Below are 17,621 nucleotides of genomic sequence, written 5' to 3'. Positions count from 1 at the left end.
TCCAGCAGTGACGATCACGGGAGTCTTCCATGCAGGTAGCCGCACACATACTGGTCGGCCTGGTGGCCGCGCTCCACGTCTACATCCTGGTGCTGGAGATGTTCCTCTGGGAGCGCGCACCGGGGCGCGGACTCTCCGGCTTCGACGCCGACATGGCACACAGGACCGCACCGCTCGCGGCCAACCAGGGTCTCTACAACGGCTTTCTGGCGGCCGGCCTGATCTGGGGACTGATCGCCGCCGACCCGACCGGCCACCGCGTCCAGATCTTCTTCCTGAGCTGCGTGCTCGTCGCCGGTGTGTACGGCGGCCTCACCGCGAACCGGCGCATCCTGTTCGCCCAGGCGCTGCCGGGCGCGATCGGCCTGGCGGTCGTGCTGGCGGCGGGATGACACCCGGCGAACCGGCCCACGACCCCCGTACGGCACGGACCCGCGACCGGCTGCGGCGGGCACTGCTCGACGAATGCGCGCAGCGCCCGCTCGAAGAGGTGGGCGTCGCGGCCCTGGCGCGCCGGGCGGGGGTGGGCAGGGCGACTTTCTATCTGCACTACCCGGACCTCCAGGCGCTGGCCGTCGACGCCTGCGCCGATGTCGTGCGGAACGCGGTGGACGCCCTGCACGCCTGGCGCGGGGTCCCCGATCCGCGCGTTCCGCCGCCCGCGCTCCCGGAGTTCTTCACCCGTATCGCCCCGCACGCCGCCCTCTACCGGACCCTGCTGAGCCCGGGGGGCGGCGGCCCGCTCGGGGAACTGCTCCACCGTGAGCTGCGGGAGCGCAGCCGCGCCGAGCGCGCGCTGGCCGGAGCGCCCGAGCCGGAGCTGATCGCGTCCGCCGTGGCCGCCACCTTCGCCGGGGTGCTGGCGGACTGGCTGCACGGTCTGATCGAGGACACTCCGCAGTCCCTCGCGACCCGGGTCTGGCGGCTGCTGGTGCGGCTGCACGGCACGCCCTTCACCCAGAGCTGACCGGACACCGGAACACCGCAGCCGTCCCTCGGCGCCAACAGCCGCACACGGCAGCACACGGCAGCACACACAGGATCGGAGCCCCATGTCTCGCACCCTCGTCGTTTCCGACTCGCTGGTCATCGCCGCGACCCCGGCGGCGCTCTACGACCGGATCAGCAGGCCCGCGCTGATGGGCCGGTGGAGTCCGGAGAATCTCGGCGCCACCCTCCGGAGCGCCGACGCGAAGCCCGGCGGGGAGGCGGGCGGAGAGGCGGGCGGGGACGAGGACGGAGCACGGCGGACCGAGGTCGGGGACGTCTTCGACGGCCGGAACAAGCGAGGTCCCGTGCGGTGGACCACACGCTGCACGGTGACCGTCGCCGACCCCGGCCGGCGGTTCGCCTTCCGGGTCCGCGCCATCGGTCTGCGCACCCCTCGGCTGCGCGGCCCCATCGCCACCTGGGAGTACCGCTTCGAGCCGGTCCCCGGCGGCACCCGGGTGACCGAGATCTGGCGGGACGACCGCCGCGACTGGCCCGACCTCGTGGCGAACGCCTTCGACCGCGTCGCCACCCGTGGACATACGTTCGCAGCGTTCCAGGCGCGGAACATCAGGACGACGCTGCGCAACCTCAAACGGGTGGTGGAGGAGGAGGCGCGGCCCGGGGACCGAGGGTGACGCGCGGTTTTCGCCAGCCTGCGGCATATGCCAGAAGCACCACCTGATCGAGTGTTGCCAAACGCCTGTCGGGTGACTGCGGGCTGTGCAACAGTCGTAACGGTCCACCCTTCCAGACCAGGCAGTGCCGCGCCCGTATCGGAGTACGAGATGCCGTCCCCCCTGTTCGCGGACCGTCCCGCCCCGCAGCCCACCGAGCGGGGGACGGTGGAAGCACTCATCGACGTGACCCGTCGGATGCGCGGGGACATGGACGCCGTGCGCCGGGACACCGTCGCCGATGGCGACGACACGCTGTGGCGCTGGCGGCGCGCGCTCTGCGATCTCGCCGTACATCACCTGGACGAGCTGGGCGGTCACTTGGACCAGCTCAGGGCCGGGCGCCCGGCCGGAGCCATGGACGAGGCGCCGGCGGGCGGCGCGCTCACGGACAGCCGCACGACGGACGACGGCGCCGCCGCCGGCGGGGTCGGCAGCGGCGAGTGGAACCTGCTCACCGACGAGGTGAGCTGGTCCGACGAGCTGTACCGGATCCTGGGACGGGCTCCCGAGCGCGGCCCGCTGACCCTGGACGAACTGCCGTCGCTGGTCTTCGCGGAGGACGAGGCCCTGTTCACCACGATGGTGACGGAGTGCCTGATCGACGGCAGACCGATGGACGGCGAGCTGCGGCTCGTCAGGGCCGACGGCCAGCTCCGTACCGTGCAGCTGACGGGTGAGCCGGTCCTCGACACCGACGGCTGTACCGCCTCCATGTGGGCGGTGGTGCGCGACATCAGCGAGCTGCGGCGCGGTGAGCGCGCCCTGCGCGAGTCCCGCGAGTCGCTCCGGCAGGAGCGGCGGATGGCGCGGGCCGAGCAGCGGCTCGCGGCGGAGTTGCGGGAGGCCGTACTGCCGTCGCGGCAGGGTTCGTTGCGGCTGTCGGGCGGCGGCGCCGTGGCGCTGGACCTGGCCGCGCGTCATCTCTCGTCCTCGTCGAACCCCCTGTCGGGCGGCGACTGGTACGACGCACTCGAACTGCCCAGCGGTGAAGCGCTGTTGACGGTCGGCGATCTGACCGAGCAGGGCGTGGCCGCCGCCTCCAGTCTGGCGATGCTGCTGGGCGCGGTACGCGGCATGGCCGTGGCGGGCATCGAGCCCGGCCCCCTGCTGGCCCATCTCAACCAACTGCTGGAGACCTCGCGGCGGCCCGCGCTGGGCAGCGCGCTCTGCGGCCGCTACGACCCGGTGTCCGGCTCGTTCGCCTGGGCCCAGGCGGGCCACCCCGCCCCGCTGCTGTTCCGCGACGGGACGGGGCGAGCGCTGACCCCGCCGGACGGCGTCCTGCTCGGCGCGACCTCCGGAGCCGCGTACGAGCAGGCCGATGTCCAGCTGCTCCCCGGGGACCTGCTGGTCCTGCACACCGACGGACTGACGCGCGCCGGCGGAGCCGACGGCGCGGGTACGGGGGCGGAGCGGGACCGGCTCCTCGCGCTGGCGCCCCGGCTCGCCGGGGCCCGTGGCGCGCGGGAGTGCGCCACCGTGATCGCCGAGGAGTTCGGACAGGCAGAACGCACCCTCGACGCCTGTGTGATGGTCGCCAGGATCGGAGACTGAGACCGGAACGGGCGAACGGTTCGCGGGGCGTACCGCGTACCGGAAGGCGGGTAGGACCCGCCCTGTTTCCTCAGATCTCGGTCTTGCCCAGCTTCTTGCCGGAACTCCTCGGCATGGCCCCCTCGATCTCCTTGCGCAGCTCCTCGATCCTCCGGTACCCCGCGTACTGACCGGTGAGCCGGTACATCTCGCGCAGCCGGTCCCAGGTGCGCATCGAGGAGGTCTCCCCCATCGACACCAGCGCGAGCCGCGCGTAGCGGTCGGCCTGTTCGGGATCGTCCGCGATGAAGCAGGCCGAGGCCAGGGAGATGTAGTCGAAGATCTTGGACCGCTGCCGGCCGCCGACCCGCAGCTCCAGCGCCTTCTTGGCGTGCCGCTGCGCGATGATCGCCGCCCCCGGCTCGTGCTCGGCGAGGGTGCGGAAGGCCAGGGCCTCCATGCCGTGCAGATCGGCCTCGTCGAACATCTGCATCCAACTGGGCGGCGGCACGTCCCCCTTGTCCGAGACGAAGAGGTCCTCGGCCTCCCCGAGCGTGCGGCGCATGGCCTGGCCCCGGCCCATCGACGCCTGGGCCCACGCCTCGATGGTGTGCAGCATGGCCCGGGTGCGGGGCAGGTTCTTCTCCCCGGAGCCCGACTTGGCGAGTTTCATCAGATCGAGTGCCTCGTCGGGGCGGCCCAGATGGATCATCTGGCGGGCGGCCCTCGACAGGGCCTCGCCCGCGCGGGGACGGTCGCCGCCCTCGCGCGCCGCGTGGGTGGCGATGATGAAGTACTTCTGGGCGGTGGGTTCGAGGCCGATGTCGTGGGACATCCAGCCGGCGAGTACCGCGAGATTGGCGGCGACGCCCCACAGGCGCCGCTGGAGGTGTTCGGGGTGGCGGTAGGCGAGCATGCCGCCCACCTCGTTGAGCTGGCCCACCACGGCCTTGCGCTGGAGTCCGCCGCCACGGGCGGCGTCCCAGGCGCGGAACACCTCGACGGAGTGCTCCAGTGCCTCGATCTCCTGCGAGCCGATCGGCGCGGCCTCGTAGAGGTCGTACCCGGCGGGTTCCGCGTGCAGGGGATCGGCCGACCGGGGCGCGTCGGACGAGAGTGCGGGGTCGGAGTGCAGCCAGTCGTACATGACGCTGGTGAGTGCTGGGCCCGCGGTGAGCGCGGCACCCGCGCCCACCAAGCCGCGACGGTTGAGCATGAGGTCCATTCCCGTGAATTCGGTGAGGACCGCCGCCGTCCGGTCCGGCGCCCAGGGAAGGGCGTCCGGGTTCTCCGCGTTCCCGGCTGCCCGTCGTCTCCCCGCGCGTCCGCTCCGCACGAAGCCGAGGTCCTCGATGGTCACGACACGACCGAGCCGCTCGGTGAACAGGGCCGCCAGCACTCTCGGCACGGGGTCGCGCGGGGTCTCCCCCAGATCGATCCAGCGCCTCACCCGCGAGGTGTCGGTGGCCAGTTGCGGGTGGCCCATGGCCGCCGCCTGCCGGTTCACCAACCGCGCGAGTTCGCCCTTGGACCAGCCGGCCAGGCCGAACAGGTCCGAAAGACGGGTGTTGGGTTCTCCACCCACGTCAAGCCCCCAGGTTCTCGGCTGAGTTGACAGTAGCTCTCAGTAGCTCCCGGTCAGATGCCCGGCGACTATTCGCCAGGGTTCGCCAGGGTCCGCCAGATGGTGTGCCACCCGCCTGCCGGTGTCGGGTAGGAACGCGCCACCCCGGCCCGGCAGCCGGACGCACTCCCCAGGGTGCCTCACGGCCGCCGGGGCGGGACGGCGCACGCAACCCGTCCACGCACGAAGGGATCTGGCTCGCCCATGAACACAGCATCGTCCTCCGTGTCGGCCCCGCCCCGGGCGCAGCGTACGGTCACTCCCGGGAGCGGCCCGTACCTCGACCCGACCCACGCGGGGCGGACCCGGCTCAGGGCGGGGACGGTCGCGGGGCCGCTCAGCGGGAGACTCGATCTGTCCGGACCCCAGGGTGCCCAGCTGCGGATGGCGATCACGGCCGTGCACCGGGTCTGCCCGGAGTTCAATCCGGTCCAGGTGCTGCGGCGCAGCGGCCGTTCCGTCCTGCTCGTCGGTTCCACCGGGCGCACCACCGCGGTCGCCAAGTGCCTGCTGGACCACTCGCCGGTCTGGACCGAGAGGTTCCGGCACGAAATAGCCGCTTACCGCTCCTTCGTCCGGCACCGCCCCCCGGTGCGCGTGCCCCGGCTCATCGCCGCGGACCCCGAGAACTGCGCGCTGGTGATCGAGCGGATGCCCGGCAGGGCTGCGGCGCTGACCCGCCATCCGATGGACGCTCCGCCGCGCGCGGACGTCCGGTCCGCGCTGGGCGCGATCGCCCGGCTCAACACCTGGCGCCCGCCGGCCGGGATGTTCGACAAGCCGCTGGACTACGCGTCGCGGATCACGCACTACCACGAGCTGGGCCTGTTCACCGACCGCGACCTGGGGGATCTGCAGAAGCTGCTGCACGGGCTCGCGGGCGCCCGCCAGGGCCTGGGCCAGTTCTGCCACGGTGACGCGCTGCTCTCCAACATCCTGCTCTCCCCCGCCGGTCCGGTGCTGGTCGACTGGGAGCACGCGGGCTGGTACCTGCCCGGGTACGACCTGGCGACGCTGTGGGCGGTGCTCGCCGACGCCCCGGCGGCGCGGCGGCAGATCAGCCAGCTCGCCGCGGCCAAGGGCCCGGCGGCGCGGGACGCGTTCCTGGTCAATCTGATGCTCGTGCTGACCCGGGAGATCCGGATGTACGAGACGGCGGTGCAGCGCGCGATGCGGGAGGCGCCGTCCGCAGCGGGCCCGGCCTCGGCCCAGACGCCGGAGCGGCAGAGCGCCCTGACGGCGGGTGAGGAGCAGCGGCTGCTGCTGCGCCGGCTGCACGACGACTGCGCGATGGCGCGACGGGCGGTACGGGCGGCGGTCGGCACCCGCTGACCCGGCCCGCCGCACCCGGTGAGGGCTCGGCGCGCGCCCCGTAGCCGTATACGGGGCGCGCGAGCGCGGGATGCCCGCCACGGGGCGCGGAGGGGGCGTGCGGGTGCGGAGGGGGGGTCGTGCGGGCGTGTTCATTGGTTCATTCCACTGACGCGCCGCAGGCCCGGGCACCACCGTCGCGAAACTCCGCCGCACCCACGCTGACGTGCGAAATTCGCTCTGTGGCGCCTGATTGACGGATCGTCCGGCAGCCGGTACCTCTGTAGGCGAGTCGGCCCGGCAGGTACGTCACGCACCACCCGTCACTGGAGGCTGCATTGCAAGGTACCGTCCCCCCACGCCCACGAGCGGTGTTCTCCCGCGGCCGCGCGCTCAGGGCCGGAGGCGTCGTCGCCTCCGCCGCGCTGCTGCTGCCGCTGGTCTCGGCCACTCCCTCCGCCACCGCGCAGCAGCCCGGACCCGGCTTCTTGCAGGGCGAGTTCACGGCCGCCGCCGCGCGCTACCGGGTGCCGGAGAGCGTGCTGCTGGGGGTCGCGTATCTCCAGTCGCGCTGGGACACGCACAGCGGCGCGCCGAGCGTCACCGGCGGCTACGGGCCGATGCATCTGACGGACGCGCGGACCGCCCTCGCCGAGGCGCCGCACCACTCGGATCCCTCGGAGGACGCCCGCGGCGACTCCTCCCGTCCGGCCAGAACGGTCACCGGGGCGGCGCTCCCCACGGCGTCCGCGCTGCCGGCCCGGCTGCGCACCCTGGACCGCGCCGCCGCGCTGACCGGGCTGTCCGCCAAGGAGCTGCGGCAGAGCCCCGCCGCCAATGTCCGGGGCGGCGCCGCGCTGCTGGCCTCGGCCCAGCGGGAGCTGGGCGAGCCGCTGAGCGCCGATCCGGCCGACTGGTACGGGGCCGTGGCCCGGTTCTCCGGCGCGGACGACTCGGCGACGGCGTCGGCCTATGCCCAGGACGTGTACGAGGTGATCCGCACCGGCGAGCGGCGCACCACGGACAGCGGGCAGCGCGTGACGCTGCGCGCGGTCCCGCGCGTGGCACCCGACACCTCCCAGATGGGGCGGCTCGGGCTGCGCGCGGGGAACGCGGCGGGGACGGAGTGCCCGAAGTCGGTCTCCTGCACCTGGCTCCCGGCGCCGTACGAGGAGTTCGGCGAGGGCGATTACGGCAACCACGATCTGGCCGACCGGCCGGCGTCGCAGTCGGTCGACTACATCGTCATCCATGACACCGAGGGGTCCTGGGACACGACGCTCAAGCTGATCCAGGACCCGGAGTACGTGTCGTGGCACTACACGCTGCGCTCCTCCGACGGGCTCATCGCCCAGCACGTACGGACCAAGGACGTCGCCTGGCACGCCGGCAACTGGTACGTCAACGCCAAGTCGGTCGGTCTGGAGCACGAGGGCTTCCTGGCGGCGCCGGACGCCTGGTACACGGAGGCGATGTACCGCACCTCGGCGCGGCTGGTGACGTATCTGTCGAAGAAGTACTCCATCCCGCTGGACCGCCGGCACATCCTGGGCCATGACACGGTGCCGGGCACGACCACGGCGACGATTCCGGGCATGCACACCGACCCGGGTCCTTACTGGGACTGGGCGCACTACTTCGAGCTGCTCGGCAAGCCGTTCCGGGCGACGGCGGGCGCGGACGCGGACGTGGTGACGATCCGCCCCGACTACGCGGCGAACCAGCCGCCGTACACGGGGTGCGAGAAGCCGGGCCAGGCGTGCGCCCCGCACGGCTCGGCCGCCGTACGGCTGCACACCGCGCCGGACGAGGACGCGCCGCTGGTGAAGGACGTCGGGCTGCGTCCCGGCGGGGACGATTCCACGATCGACGTCAATGACGTGGGCGCCCGGGCCACGACCGGCCAGCAGTACGCGGTGGCCGGACGCGCGGGCGACTGGACGGCCATCTGGTACCTCGGCCAGCAGGCGTGGTTCCACAATCCGCGCGGCGGTCCGACCGCCGTGGGCGCCACGGCCCGGGTGCTGACGCCGAGGAAGGGGCTCACCGGGATCCCGGTGTACGGGCGCGCCTATCCGGAGGCGGCGGCGTATCCGGCGGGTGTGCCGGTGCAGACGGTCTCGGCGTTCCCGTACAAGCTGCTCGCGGGCCAGCGCTACGTGGTGGGCGGCAGCGGGCCCGGTGAGTACTACTACGCGCCCACCTTCGACACCTCGGGCCACCGGGTGGTGCGGGGCGAGGAGCGCTACTACGAGATCCAGTTCGGGCACCGGATCGCCTATGTGAAGGCGTCCGATGTCGAGGTACGTCCGGCGGGCCGCCCGCGCGGCTAGCCGGACCGTCGAGGGGGAAGTCGGGCGTCGCCGGCCGCGGGGGTGCCGGTGACGCCCGACGCGTCTCTCTATGGGGTGACGCGCGCCGTCAGTAGCGCAGGACGGCGGCGATGCGGTCGTGTCCCGCGAGGGTGTCGTCCGGCAGGAAGACCACCTCGGCGCCGCCGTCCAGGCCCGCTTCGACGAGTTCGTCGACGATGTCGTCGCGTACGTCGGGGTACGCGGCGCTCTGTCCGTCGACCGGCACGAGATGGCCGTCGCAGACCCGGACCGTACGGTGGTAGTGCTCTTCGAGCGCCACCAGCCCGGCCCGCTTCTCGCGCACCGACTCCCAGACCTCGTCGAGGCCCGCCGCGAAGGTCCGCCGGCCCTTGGCCTCGTCCAGCTTGCCGAGCACCTCGTCCTTCTCGCGGCGGGCGTGCTCCGCGACCAGCGGCCCGATCTCCCGGAGCAGGACGGGGGCGGGCCCGTCGGTCAGACCGCCCTTGACCAGCCGTCCCGCTGCCCGGTGGGTGGCGTTGCCCGCCTCCTCCAGCAGGGCGAGCGCCGGGGCGAGGCCGACCAGGTGCAGCGGCCGGGGGCGGCGGGCCAGGACGGCGCCGGCCGCCTCGTCCACGGAGCGCAGGAAGCGGCGGGTCTCCTCGTCGCGGAAGGTGCTCGGGGTGTCGCCGACGCGCTCCTCGCGTTCGACGTCCCAGCTCTCCTCGGGCGGCGTCATGGGGAATCCGTCGCCGTGATGCTCGTACAGGGACTCGCCGGAGCCGCTCCAGAGCGTAGCCCGGTCGGCGGCGATCCCGAGGACCCAGTAGGGGCGGGACTGCGCGGTGGCGGCCACCAGATTGCGGGTGAGGTAGGTGTCGGCGAGGACGACGCGCTCGGGGACCTCGCGCGGCAGGTACCAGATCCGGTACTCCCCGGCGTCGGCGGCGAGGAGCAGCCCGTCGAGCGCGTGGCGCAGATCGACATCGGCGACGGCTCTGCCGAGCTGTTCCTTGACCGCTGTTCTGACGCGCTTGTCGAGGCCGGTCTCGGCGTCCAGGCGGTGCCCGGCCTCGGTGAGGAGGTTGCGCAGCCGTACGGTGTCCTGCTCCTTGTGGCGCTCGCGCCGGTGGGTGGGCATGGTCAGGGTGACGGCGGGATAGGGGCGCGGTGTTCGCAGTTCTCGCAGGACGTCGGGCGTCAGAGCGTTGCTGTCCATGCTGGCCTTTCGCGCCATGGAGGTCCGGCAGCGGGTGAGCGGGCCCCGCTCGTCCATCCATGGTGCGGGACGGCGCGCGCTTCCGCAGCGCGGTGTGCCGGTGGACCCTCCCGGCAGGGCGCGGATCTCAGGACTCAGGACTCAGGTCTCAGGCATGTCGGGGAAGGTGTACGTGCGGCCGGCGCTCGCGCGCAGGGTCCGTTCGCCGCCCGGGAACAGGGTGGAGCGCAGGGTCAGCTCGCCGGTGCGTCCCGCGCGCAGCGTGAGCCGGGTCGCCCTGCCGTCCTGCCAGGCGATGTCGAGGGTGGCGCCGCCGCGCGCCCGCAGGCCCGTGACCCGGCCCCGCGGCCAGTGCGCGGGCAGCGCGGGCAGGATCTCGATCGGCCCGTGCTGGCTCTGTACGAGCATCTCGGCGATCCCGGCGGTGGCGCCGAAGTTCCCGTCGAGCTGGAAGGGCGGGTGCGTGTCCCACAGGTTGGGCAGGGTGGAGTGCGTGAGCAGCTCGGCGAGCATCGTGTGGGCGTGGTCGCCGTCGCGCAGCCGCGCCCAGAAGTTGATCTTCCATGCCTTGCTCCAGCCGGTGCCTCCGTCGCCGCGCGCCGTCAGCGACACCTCGGCGGCCTCGGCCAGGGCGCTGCCCGCCTCGATCCGGCGGCCGGGGTGGAGCGCGAAGAGGTGCGAGAGGTGGCGGTGGTCGTCGGCCGGGCTGTCGAGGTCGGCCTTCCACTCCTGGAGCTGCCCCCAGGAGCCGACCCGCAGCCCGGGGTCGAGCCGGTCGAGAGCCGTACGCAGCCGGGTGCGGAAGGCCGGCTCGTCCCCGAGGGCCGTGGCGGCCTCCAGGGTGTTGGTGAACAGGTCGTGCACGATCTGCTGGGCCATCGAGGCACCGGCCGTGAAGTCGCCGTGCTCCGGTGAGTAGCTGGGGGTGACGACGAGCTGTCCGTCGCGCGGGTCGGTGCGCAGGTTGGCGAGCCAGAACTCGGCGGCCTCCTTCATCACCGGGTAGGCGGTGGTCCGCAGATAGCCGGTGGAGCCGCTGAAGCGGTAGTGGTCGTAGAGCTGCTGGGTGAGCCAGGCGGCGGCCTCCGGGAACCAGAAGGCGGTCGCCCAGTCGTGCACGCCGGTGAATCCGTACGGGTTGGTCTCGTTGTGCACGACCCAGCCCTCGGTGCCGAAGAGCGCGCGGGCGCTGTGGCGGCCGGGGGCGCGCAGCGACTCGATGTAGCGGTCGTAGGGGGCGGTGGTCTCGGCGAGGTTGGTGACCTCGGCGGGCCAGTAGTTCATCTGGAGGTTGATGTTGGTGTGGTAGTCGGCCGACCAGGGCGGGGCGGTGTCGTTGTTCCACACTCCCTGGAGGTTCGCGGGCAGCGAGCCGGGGCGTGAGGAGGCGATGAGCAGATAGCGGCCGTACTGGAAGAGGAGCGCTTCGAGCGCCCGGTCGGCGGCGCTCTCCCCGCCGGTGTAGCCGCTCAGCGACTCGTCGGTGGGCAGGCCGGGCGGCTCGGCCGGGCTCTGGCCGATGTCGAGGCGGACGCGGTCGAAGAGGGCGCGGTGGTCGCGCACGTGGTCGGCGCGCAGTGCGTCGTGGGGGCGGGCGAGTGCCGCGTCGACCGCGGCGGTGACGGCGCGGTGCGGGTCCTCGCCGCGGTAGTGCGGGTAGGTGTCGGCGTAGTCGGTGCCGGCGGCGAGGACGAACCGGGCGCTGTCCGCGCCGCTGACGGTGAGGGTGCCGTCGGCTCCCGCGGTGACCGTACCCCCGTCGGCCGTCACCCGGATCTGGGTCTCGAAGCGCAGCCCGTTGTCCTGGAGCGCGCCCCTGACGGTGAGCCGGTCGCCGGCCGCCGTGGCGGTGAAGTCGGCGCGTGGCGAGGTGTAGCGCAGGGTGAGGCCGACCTGTCCCGGCCGGTCGGCGCTGAACCGGCCGGCGATGACCGAGGCGGGGTGGGAGGCGAAGAACTCCCTTGTGTGCGTGGTGCCTTGGTGGGTGTACGTGACGGCCGCGAGCGCGGACGCGATGTCCAGGGAGCGCCGGTAGGAGGCGTCGGGGGCCGACGGCGCGCCCGGGACGGCGAGTTCGAGATCACCCAGGACCTGGTAGGCGCCGTAGCCGCGCCTGGGCCGGCCGAGTTCGGCGGCGACCGTGTCCGGGGCGAGCGCGCCCTCGGCGTCGATGCGCCGCTGTACGGAGGCGAGGGCGCCGGGCCGGGGCGCGGTCCCGTCGCCGTGGTCGTATCCGCCGGTGGCTCCGGGGCCGCCGGTCCACAGCGACTTCTCGTTGAGGGTGAGCCGCTCCGTGGGGAGGGTGCCGAAGACACCGGCGCCGAGCGCTCCGCTGCCGATGGGCAGTGATTCGCGCTCCCAGTCGGTGGCGGGCGTGCGGTACCAGAGCATTGATTCATCGGAGGGGTTGACAGCGGTCCCGGTTCCGGGCCGTACCGGAACTCCCGCTGCTGACGTGCCGGTTCCACTGGTGGCGGAGTTGTACGTGGCGCTGCGGTGCGTCCCGGAAGTCATGACCAGCACGTTAAAAGTCCGATGACTGATTCGGCAAGAGACATGACGATTCCGCGTGGTGCGCCGAACGGCACCACGCGGGAGCGAGGGGAGGGCGGCGAGAGCGGCCCGGAGCCCGGGGGGCCGGGATCAGCCCTGCTGGAACAGCTCCGCCGGCAGCGGTTTGAGCAGGGCGTAGAGATCGTCGGTGATCGGCCGGTCCCAGCTGGCGATGGTGACCAGGACCTTGTCGCTGCGGTCGAACTGCACGCAGGAGATGCGGCTTTCGGAGAGCTTGAGGCGGCGCACGATCAGCAGGTTGTCCCCCTGCATCACCGGCATGTCCTCGGCGCCGACGACCTCGACCGGCTCCTCGTTCTCCAGCGCCAGCAGCAGTTGCGCCACCTCGAACGGGATCTGCCCCTCCGCCAGCTCGCGGGCCGGGGAGCCCTCCGGGAGATTGCCGATGATCATCGCGGGGCCGCGGCCACCGAACAGGTCGTACCGGAGGAAGACACCCTGGCAGCTGCCGTCGGGCGCGGGCAGCAGCCCGGCGCCCAAGTTGCCGGGCCAGTCACCCGGGTCCATGGCCAGGACATCGAAGTCCGGGCCCGCGGGTGTGGCGGCGCTGCGGCGGCGGAGAAAGGACATCCCACCATGGTACGGGTTCACGCCACTTCCCCGGAGCCGGGTGGACCGGCGCCGGGGGCCAGGGGCCGTGCCGGGGTGGCCGGTTCAGGTCAGGTCGAACTCGCCCTCGCGCGCGTTGATCACAAAGGCCCGCCACTCGGCCGGGGTGAAGATCAGCGACGGCTTCTCGGGGCGCCCGCTGTTGCGCATGGCGATGAAGCCCTCGACGAAGGCGATCTGGACGTCACCCGCGCCTCGGCTGCCCGAGCGCCACTGCGCTTCGCTCAGATCCAGTTCCGGCTTGTCCCAGCCCGAATGCGGCTTCTGGGTGGTGATGCTTTCGGCCACGTCCCGCTCCTCCCGCTGTGTCGTCCCGGGGTCAGACTATCGACCGCCGCCGGTCCGGGACAGGCCACGTCGGAAGGCCGCGGCCGCCGGGATCCGCGCCGCGCCGGCGCTCCGGCGCGGCCGGTGCCGTACCCCTTGACGCCCGGCGGCGCTCCTGGATTACTGATCCCGGGGCGATCAACCGAATGATCGGTCGACCGCTTCCCCGCAGGTGACCGCAGGGCCCGAGGGACCGGGAGGGAGCGCCATGACACCTCTGCTGGACGCGGCGGAACGGCTCGGTGCCGAGGAGCTGGCCGTACTGCAACTGGAGCGGCTGCGCCGCACCCTGCGCCACGCCTACGACCATGTCGGCTTCTACCGGGACGCCTTCGACCGGGCGGGACTGCGTCCCGAGGACTGCCGCTCGCTCGCCGACCTGGCGCGTTTCCCGTTCACCTCCAAGGAGGATCTGCGGGACAACTACCCGTTCGGGATGTTCGCCGTGGACCGGTCGGAGGTACGGCGTATCCACGCCTCCAGCGGCACGACGGGACGGCCGACCGTCGTCGGCTACACCCAGCGGGATCTGGACACCTGGGCCGACGTGGTGGCGCGCTCGATCCGCGCGGCCGGCGGACGCCCCGGGGACCGGGTCCATGTGGCCTACGGCTACGGGCTGTTCACCGGCGGGCTCGGCGCGCACTACGGGGCGGAGCGGCTCGGCTGTACGGTGATCCCCGCCTCCGGGGGCATGACGGCCCGGCAGGTCGGGCTGATCTAGGACTTCCGCCCCGAGATCATCATGGTGACGCCCTCGTACATGCTGACGCTGCTCGACGAGTTCGAGCGCCAGGGCGTCGATCCCCGTTCCACCTCGCTGCGCGTGGGGATCTTCGGGGCCGAGCCGTGGACGGAGGAGATGCGGCGGGAGATCGAGGAGCGGTTCGCGATCGACGCGGTGGACATCTACGGGCTGTCGGAGGTGATGGGCCCGGGGGTGTCCCAGGAGTGCGTCGAGACCAAGGACGGTCCGCACATCTGGGAGGACCACTTCTATCCGGAGGTGGTCGATCCGCTCACCGGCGAGGTGCTGCCGGACGGTGCGGAGGGGGAGTTGGTCTTCACCTCGCTCACCAAGGAGGCGATGCCGGTGATCCGCTACCGGACCCGGGACCTCACCCGGCTGCTGCCCGGTACGGCCAGGCCCTTCCGGCGGATGGCCCGGATCACCGGCAGGACCGACGACCTGGTGATCCTGCGCGGCGTGAACCTCTTTCCCACGCAGATCGAGGAGATCGTGCTCCGCACGCCGGGGGTGTCCCCGCACTTCCAGCTCCGGCTGGAGCGCGCGGGGCGGCTGGACGCCCTGACCGTACGGGTGGAGGCGCGGGCCTCGGCGAGCGTGGAGGAGCGCGCGGCGGCGCGGCGGGCGATCGTCACCGCGGTGAAGGAGGGGGTGGGGGTCTCGGTGGCCGTCGAGGTGGTCGATCCGCTGACCCTGGAGCGGTCGGCGGGCAAGAGCAGGCGCGTCGTGGACCTCAGGGCGGACCACCCGGCGCGCTGACCCCGGACCGGGAACGTGAGCCGGTGGTCCGCTGCCCGGCCGGGCGCCGTCAGGACCCGGTGAACCGGTCCCGCAGCTCGCGCTTGAGGATCTTGCCGCTCGCGTTGCGCGGCAGTCCCGCCACGAACAGGATCCGCTTCGGCACCTTGAAGTGCGGCAGCCGCCCGCGCGCGTGGGCGAGGAGTTCGTCCTCGGTGACCTCGCCGTCGCGGACCACGAAGGCGGTGACCGCCTCGATCCAGCGCTCGTCGGGCAGACCGACGACGGCCGCCTCCACGACCGCCCGGTGGGTGTGGAGCACGTCCTCGACCTGCCGGGAGGCGACCAGCACCCCGCCGGAGTTGATGACGTCCTTCACCCGGTCGACCACGGTGTAGTACCCCTCGGCGTCCCGTACCGCGAGGTCGCCCGAGTGGAACCAGCCGTCCCGGAACGCCTCCGCCGTCTCGCGCGGCTTGTCCCAGTACCCCGTACAGAGCTGGGGCGACCGGTAGACGATCTCGCCGGGCGTACCGTCCGGGACCTCCTCGCCGTGCTCGTCGACGATCCGCGCCGTCACATGGCGTACGGTCCGGCCGCACGAGTCCATCCGGCCCTCGTGCTCGTCGGGCCCGAGAACGGTGGCGAGCGGACCGATCTCGCTCTGGCCGAAGCAGTTGTAGAAGGCGAGCGAGGGCAGCCGTTCGCGCAGCCGCTCCAGGACGGGCACCGGCATGACCGAGGCGCCGTAGTACGCCTTGCGCAGCGCGCTCAGATCGGTCGTGGCGAACCGCGGATGGCCGGACAGCCCGATCCATACGGTCGGCGGCGCGAAGAGGCTGTCCGCGCGCCCCTCGGCGATCAGGTCGAAGAGGGTCACCGGATCGGGCGCGTCCAGGATCGTGTTCTCCGCGCCGACCGCGAGGTAGGGCAGCAGGAACACATGGGTCTGGGCCGAGTGGTAGAGCGGCAGCGAGTGGACCGGCCGGTCGCTCTCGCGCAGATCCAGCGCGGCGACTGCGCCGGCGTACTCGTGGACCAGGGCCCGGTGGGTCATCATCGCGCCCTTGGGGAGCGCGGTGGTGCCCGAGGTGTAGAGGAGCTGGACCAGCTCGCCCGGGTCGGCCTCGCGCTCGTAACGGCGGGGTACGCGGAGCGCGGCCAGCAGCGATTCGTCGGTGTCGCGCAGGGCCCTTACCGGCACGGAGCCGGGGATCCGGCCGGCGAGATCCGGATCCGCGAGGACGAGCGTGCTGCCCGACTGCTCCAGCAGGTAGCGGAGGTCGTCGCCCGTCAGATGCTGATTGACCGGTACGTGTACGAGCCCGGCCCGCGCGCAGCCGAGCAGGGCGATGAGGTAGGCGTCGGAGTTGTGGCCGTAGACGGCGACCCGGTCGCCGGCCTCCCGGGCGTGGTCCCGCAGCTCGGCCGCCGCCGTGGAGACGGCGGCGTCCAGCTCGGCGTAGGTCCAGCTCCGGTCGCCGTACCTGACGGCCGTGCGGTCGGGCACCCGTGCGGCGCTGCGGCGCACCAGGCCGTCGATCGTACTGTCGAGGTCGACCGTGCTGCCGGGGTCGACGGTGCTGCCGGGGTCGACGGTGCTGCCGGGGTCGGCCGTGCTGGGCGGTTCGCTCAACGTCTCGTCCCCGGCGGTCATCCCGCGATCCTCCGTGCGGCCGGCGGGCGGGTCAATCCCCCGGTCACGGGCTGATGGCGAGAAAGACGAACGCGGCGAAGATTCCCAGGTGGACTCCGCCCTGGAGCAGGGTGGCGCGGCCGGGTGCGACGGTCAGCGCGCCGACGACCACGGTCAGCGCGAGGAGCACCATGTGGGTGGCGTCGAGGCCGAGGACCAGGGGGCCTTCCAGCCAGATGGTGGCGAGCGCGATCGCCGGGATGGTCAGTCCGATGCTGGCCATGGCGGAGCCGAGCGCCAGGTTGAGGCTGGTCTGCACCCGCTCGCGGCGGGCGGAGCGCACGGCGGCGATGGTCTCGGGCAGGAGCACCAGCAGTGCGATGACGACCCCGACCACGGCCTGGGGCAGCCCGGCCGAGTCCACCGCCGATTCGATGGTCGGGGAGACCGCCTTCGCGTCCCCCACGACCGCGATCAGCGCCACCAGGAGCATCACCAGGCTCAGCAGAGTGGCCCGGCGAGTGGGCGGTGGGGCGTGCGAATCGTCCTCCCGCAGATCGCCCTCCTGGGTGACGGGCAGAAAGTAGTCCCGGTGCCGCACGGTCTGCACGGCGACGAACAGCCCCCACAGGCCGAGCGAGGCGACGGCCGCGAAGCCCAGTTGGGCCGGGGAGAACTGGGGGCCCGGCTTGCTGGTGGTGAAGGTGGGGAGCACCAGGGTGAGGGTGGCCAGTGTCGCGACGGTGGCGAGCGCGGTGCCGGTGCCCTCGGGGTTGAACACGGCGATTCTGCTGCGGACCGCGCCGACCAGCAGACACAGTCCGAGGATGCCGTTGCAGGTGATCATGACGGCGGCGAAGACGGTGTCGCGGGCCAGCGAGGCGATCTTGTCACCGCCGTCGATCATGAGGGTGACGATGAGCGCCACCTCGATGACCGTGACGGCGACGGCGAGCACCAGCGAGCCGAACGGCTCCCCCACCCGGTGCGCGATCACCTCGGCGTGGTGCACCGCCGCGAGCACCGCGCCGGCGAGGCAGAGCGCGACCAGACCGACGGCGAAGCCCGGCAGGCTGCGCCCCCAGCTGAGCACGAGCGCCACCACCGCGAGCAGTGGCACCACCACGGTCCACTGGGAGGTCAGTGACCTGATGCCGATGCGCGTAGCCATGCTCACACGCTGCCAGAGGTCGCCCGGGTGCGCGCGGTGGGCTGAGCCGGACGCCGGTAGGGGGCGGCGGTCCTTGACGCGTGCTCAGTTCCGCTGTGGTATCCGCTGGAGCGGGAGGGGTGTTCGGTACCGTGCGCGAGGAGGGGACG

13 protein-coding genes and 1 pseudogene are annotated in these 17,621 nt (G+C 72.7%); 7 read left to right on the top strand and 7 right to left on the bottom strand.

The genetic code is table 11. The features are described from left to right. The first annotated feature begins 29 nt into the window (after positions 1–29). The 4 genes from OG627_RS33105 (at position 30) to OG627_RS33090 (ending at position 3,224) form a co-directional block, all read left to right on the top strand. Positions 30–392 carry a DUF1304 domain-containing protein gene (locus tag OG627_RS33105; RefSeq protein WP_329071479.1) on the top strand — a complete coding sequence of 121 codons (363 nt, stop codon included), beginning with the start codon at positions 30–32 and terminating at the stop codon, positions 390–392. After that, positions 389–967, top strand: coding sequence for a TetR/AcrR family transcriptional regulator (locus OG627_RS33100; protein WP_329071478.1), 579 nt, complete (start codon positions 389–391; stop codon positions 965–967). Before OG627_RS33105 ends, OG627_RS33100 begins: the two co-directional genes overlap by 4 nt. 85 nt (positions 968–1,052) lie before the next feature. Beyond that, positions 1,053–1,628, top strand: a complete 576-nt coding sequence (locus OG627_RS33095) for an SRPBCC family protein (protein ID WP_329071476.1) — start codon at positions 1,053–1,055, stop codon at positions 1,626–1,628. A gap of 150 nt (positions 1,629–1,778) precedes the next feature. Continuing rightward, on the top strand, positions 1,779–3,224 hold the full coding sequence (locus tag OG627_RS33090) for a PP2C family protein-serine/threonine phosphatase (protein WP_329071474.1): 1,446 nt from the start codon (positions 1,779–1,781) through the stop codon (positions 3,222–3,224). Between the two features lie 70 nt (positions 3,225–3,294). Here OG627_RS33090 and OG627_RS33085 read toward each other — a convergent pair whose 3' ends face one another. Next, positions 3,295–4,788: a DNA-binding protein NsdB gene (locus OG627_RS33085; RefSeq protein WP_329071472.1), complete on the bottom strand. Its 1,494-nt coding sequence runs from the start codon at positions 4,786–4,788 to the stop codon at positions 3,295–3,297. A 243-nt stretch (positions 4,789–5,031) separates the two neighbouring features. On the opposite strand from OG627_RS33085, the gene OG627_RS33080 reads away from it, so the two are divergent. Beyond that, the gene (locus OG627_RS33080) at positions 5,032–6,159 is read left to right on the top strand and encodes an aminoglycoside phosphotransferase family protein (protein WP_329071470.1); all 1,128 of its coding nucleotides are present in this window, start codon (positions 5,032–5,034) and stop codon (positions 6,157–6,159) included. A 350-nt stretch (positions 6,160–6,509) separates the two neighbouring features. Continuing rightward, positions 6,510–8,471, top strand: coding sequence for an N-acetylmuramoyl-L-alanine amidase (locus OG627_RS33075; protein ID WP_329071469.1), 1,962 nt, complete (start codon positions 6,510–6,512; stop codon positions 8,469–8,471). 88 nt (positions 8,472–8,559) lie between these two features. Here OG627_RS33075 and OG627_RS33070 read toward each other — a convergent pair whose 3' ends face one another. The 4 genes from OG627_RS33070 to OG627_RS33055 all read right to left on the bottom strand — a co-directional run bounded on the left by OG627_RS33070 (position 8,560) and on the right by OG627_RS33055 (position 13,140). After that, on the bottom strand, positions 8,560–9,669 hold the full coding sequence (locus OG627_RS33070) for a baeRF3 domain-containing protein (RefSeq protein ID WP_329071467.1): 1,110 nt from the start codon (positions 9,667–9,669) through the stop codon (positions 8,560–8,562). A 141-nt stretch (positions 9,670–9,810) separates the two neighbouring features. Continuing rightward, positions 9,811–12,060, bottom strand: a complete 2,250-nt coding sequence (locus OG627_RS33065; protein WP_329073165.1) for a glycoside hydrolase family 95 protein — start codon at positions 12,058–12,060, stop codon at positions 9,811–9,813. Between the two features lie 252 nt (positions 12,061–12,312). After that, on the bottom strand, positions 12,313–12,813 hold the full coding sequence (locus OG627_RS33060; protein ID WP_329071466.1) for a hypothetical protein: 501 nt from the start codon (positions 12,811–12,813) through the stop codon (positions 12,313–12,315). An 84-nt stretch (positions 12,814–12,897) separates the two neighbouring features. Beyond that, positions 12,898–13,140 carry a DUF397 domain-containing protein gene (locus OG627_RS33055; protein WP_329071464.1) on the bottom strand — a complete coding sequence of 81 codons (243 nt, stop codon included), beginning with the start codon at positions 13,138–13,140 and terminating at the stop codon, positions 12,898–12,900. A gap of 247 nt (positions 13,141–13,387) precedes the next feature. On the opposite strand from OG627_RS33055, the pseudogene paaK reads away from it, so the two are divergent. Next, positions 13,388–14,686 (top strand): annotated as a pseudogene (paaK, locus tag OG627_RS33050) (phenylacetate--CoA ligase PaaK). 49 nt (positions 14,687–14,735) lie between these two features. Here paaK and OG627_RS33045 read toward each other — a convergent pair. Together OG627_RS33045 and OG627_RS33040 are read right to left on the bottom strand one after the other, a co-directional pair. Beyond that, on the bottom strand, positions 14,736–16,322 hold the full coding sequence (locus OG627_RS33045) for a fatty acyl-CoA synthetase (protein WP_329071462.1): 1,587 nt from the start codon (positions 16,320–16,322) through the stop codon (positions 14,736–14,738). A 43-nt stretch (positions 16,323–16,365) separates the two neighbouring features. Beyond that, on the bottom strand, positions 16,366–17,472 hold the full coding sequence (locus OG627_RS33040; protein WP_329071460.1) for a calcium:proton antiporter: 1,107 nt from the start codon (positions 17,470–17,472) through the stop codon (positions 16,366–16,368). Positions 17,473–17,621: the final 149 nt, after the last annotated feature.

This window comes from Streptomyces sp. NBC_01429 (genome assembly GCF_036231945.1).
Taxonomy (GTDB): domain Bacteria; phylum Actinomycetota; class Actinomycetes; order Streptomycetales; family Streptomycetaceae; genus Streptomyces.
The sequence above is the reverse complement of the archived record's forward strand: the minus strand, read 5'-3'. Positions and strand labels throughout refer to the sequence as shown.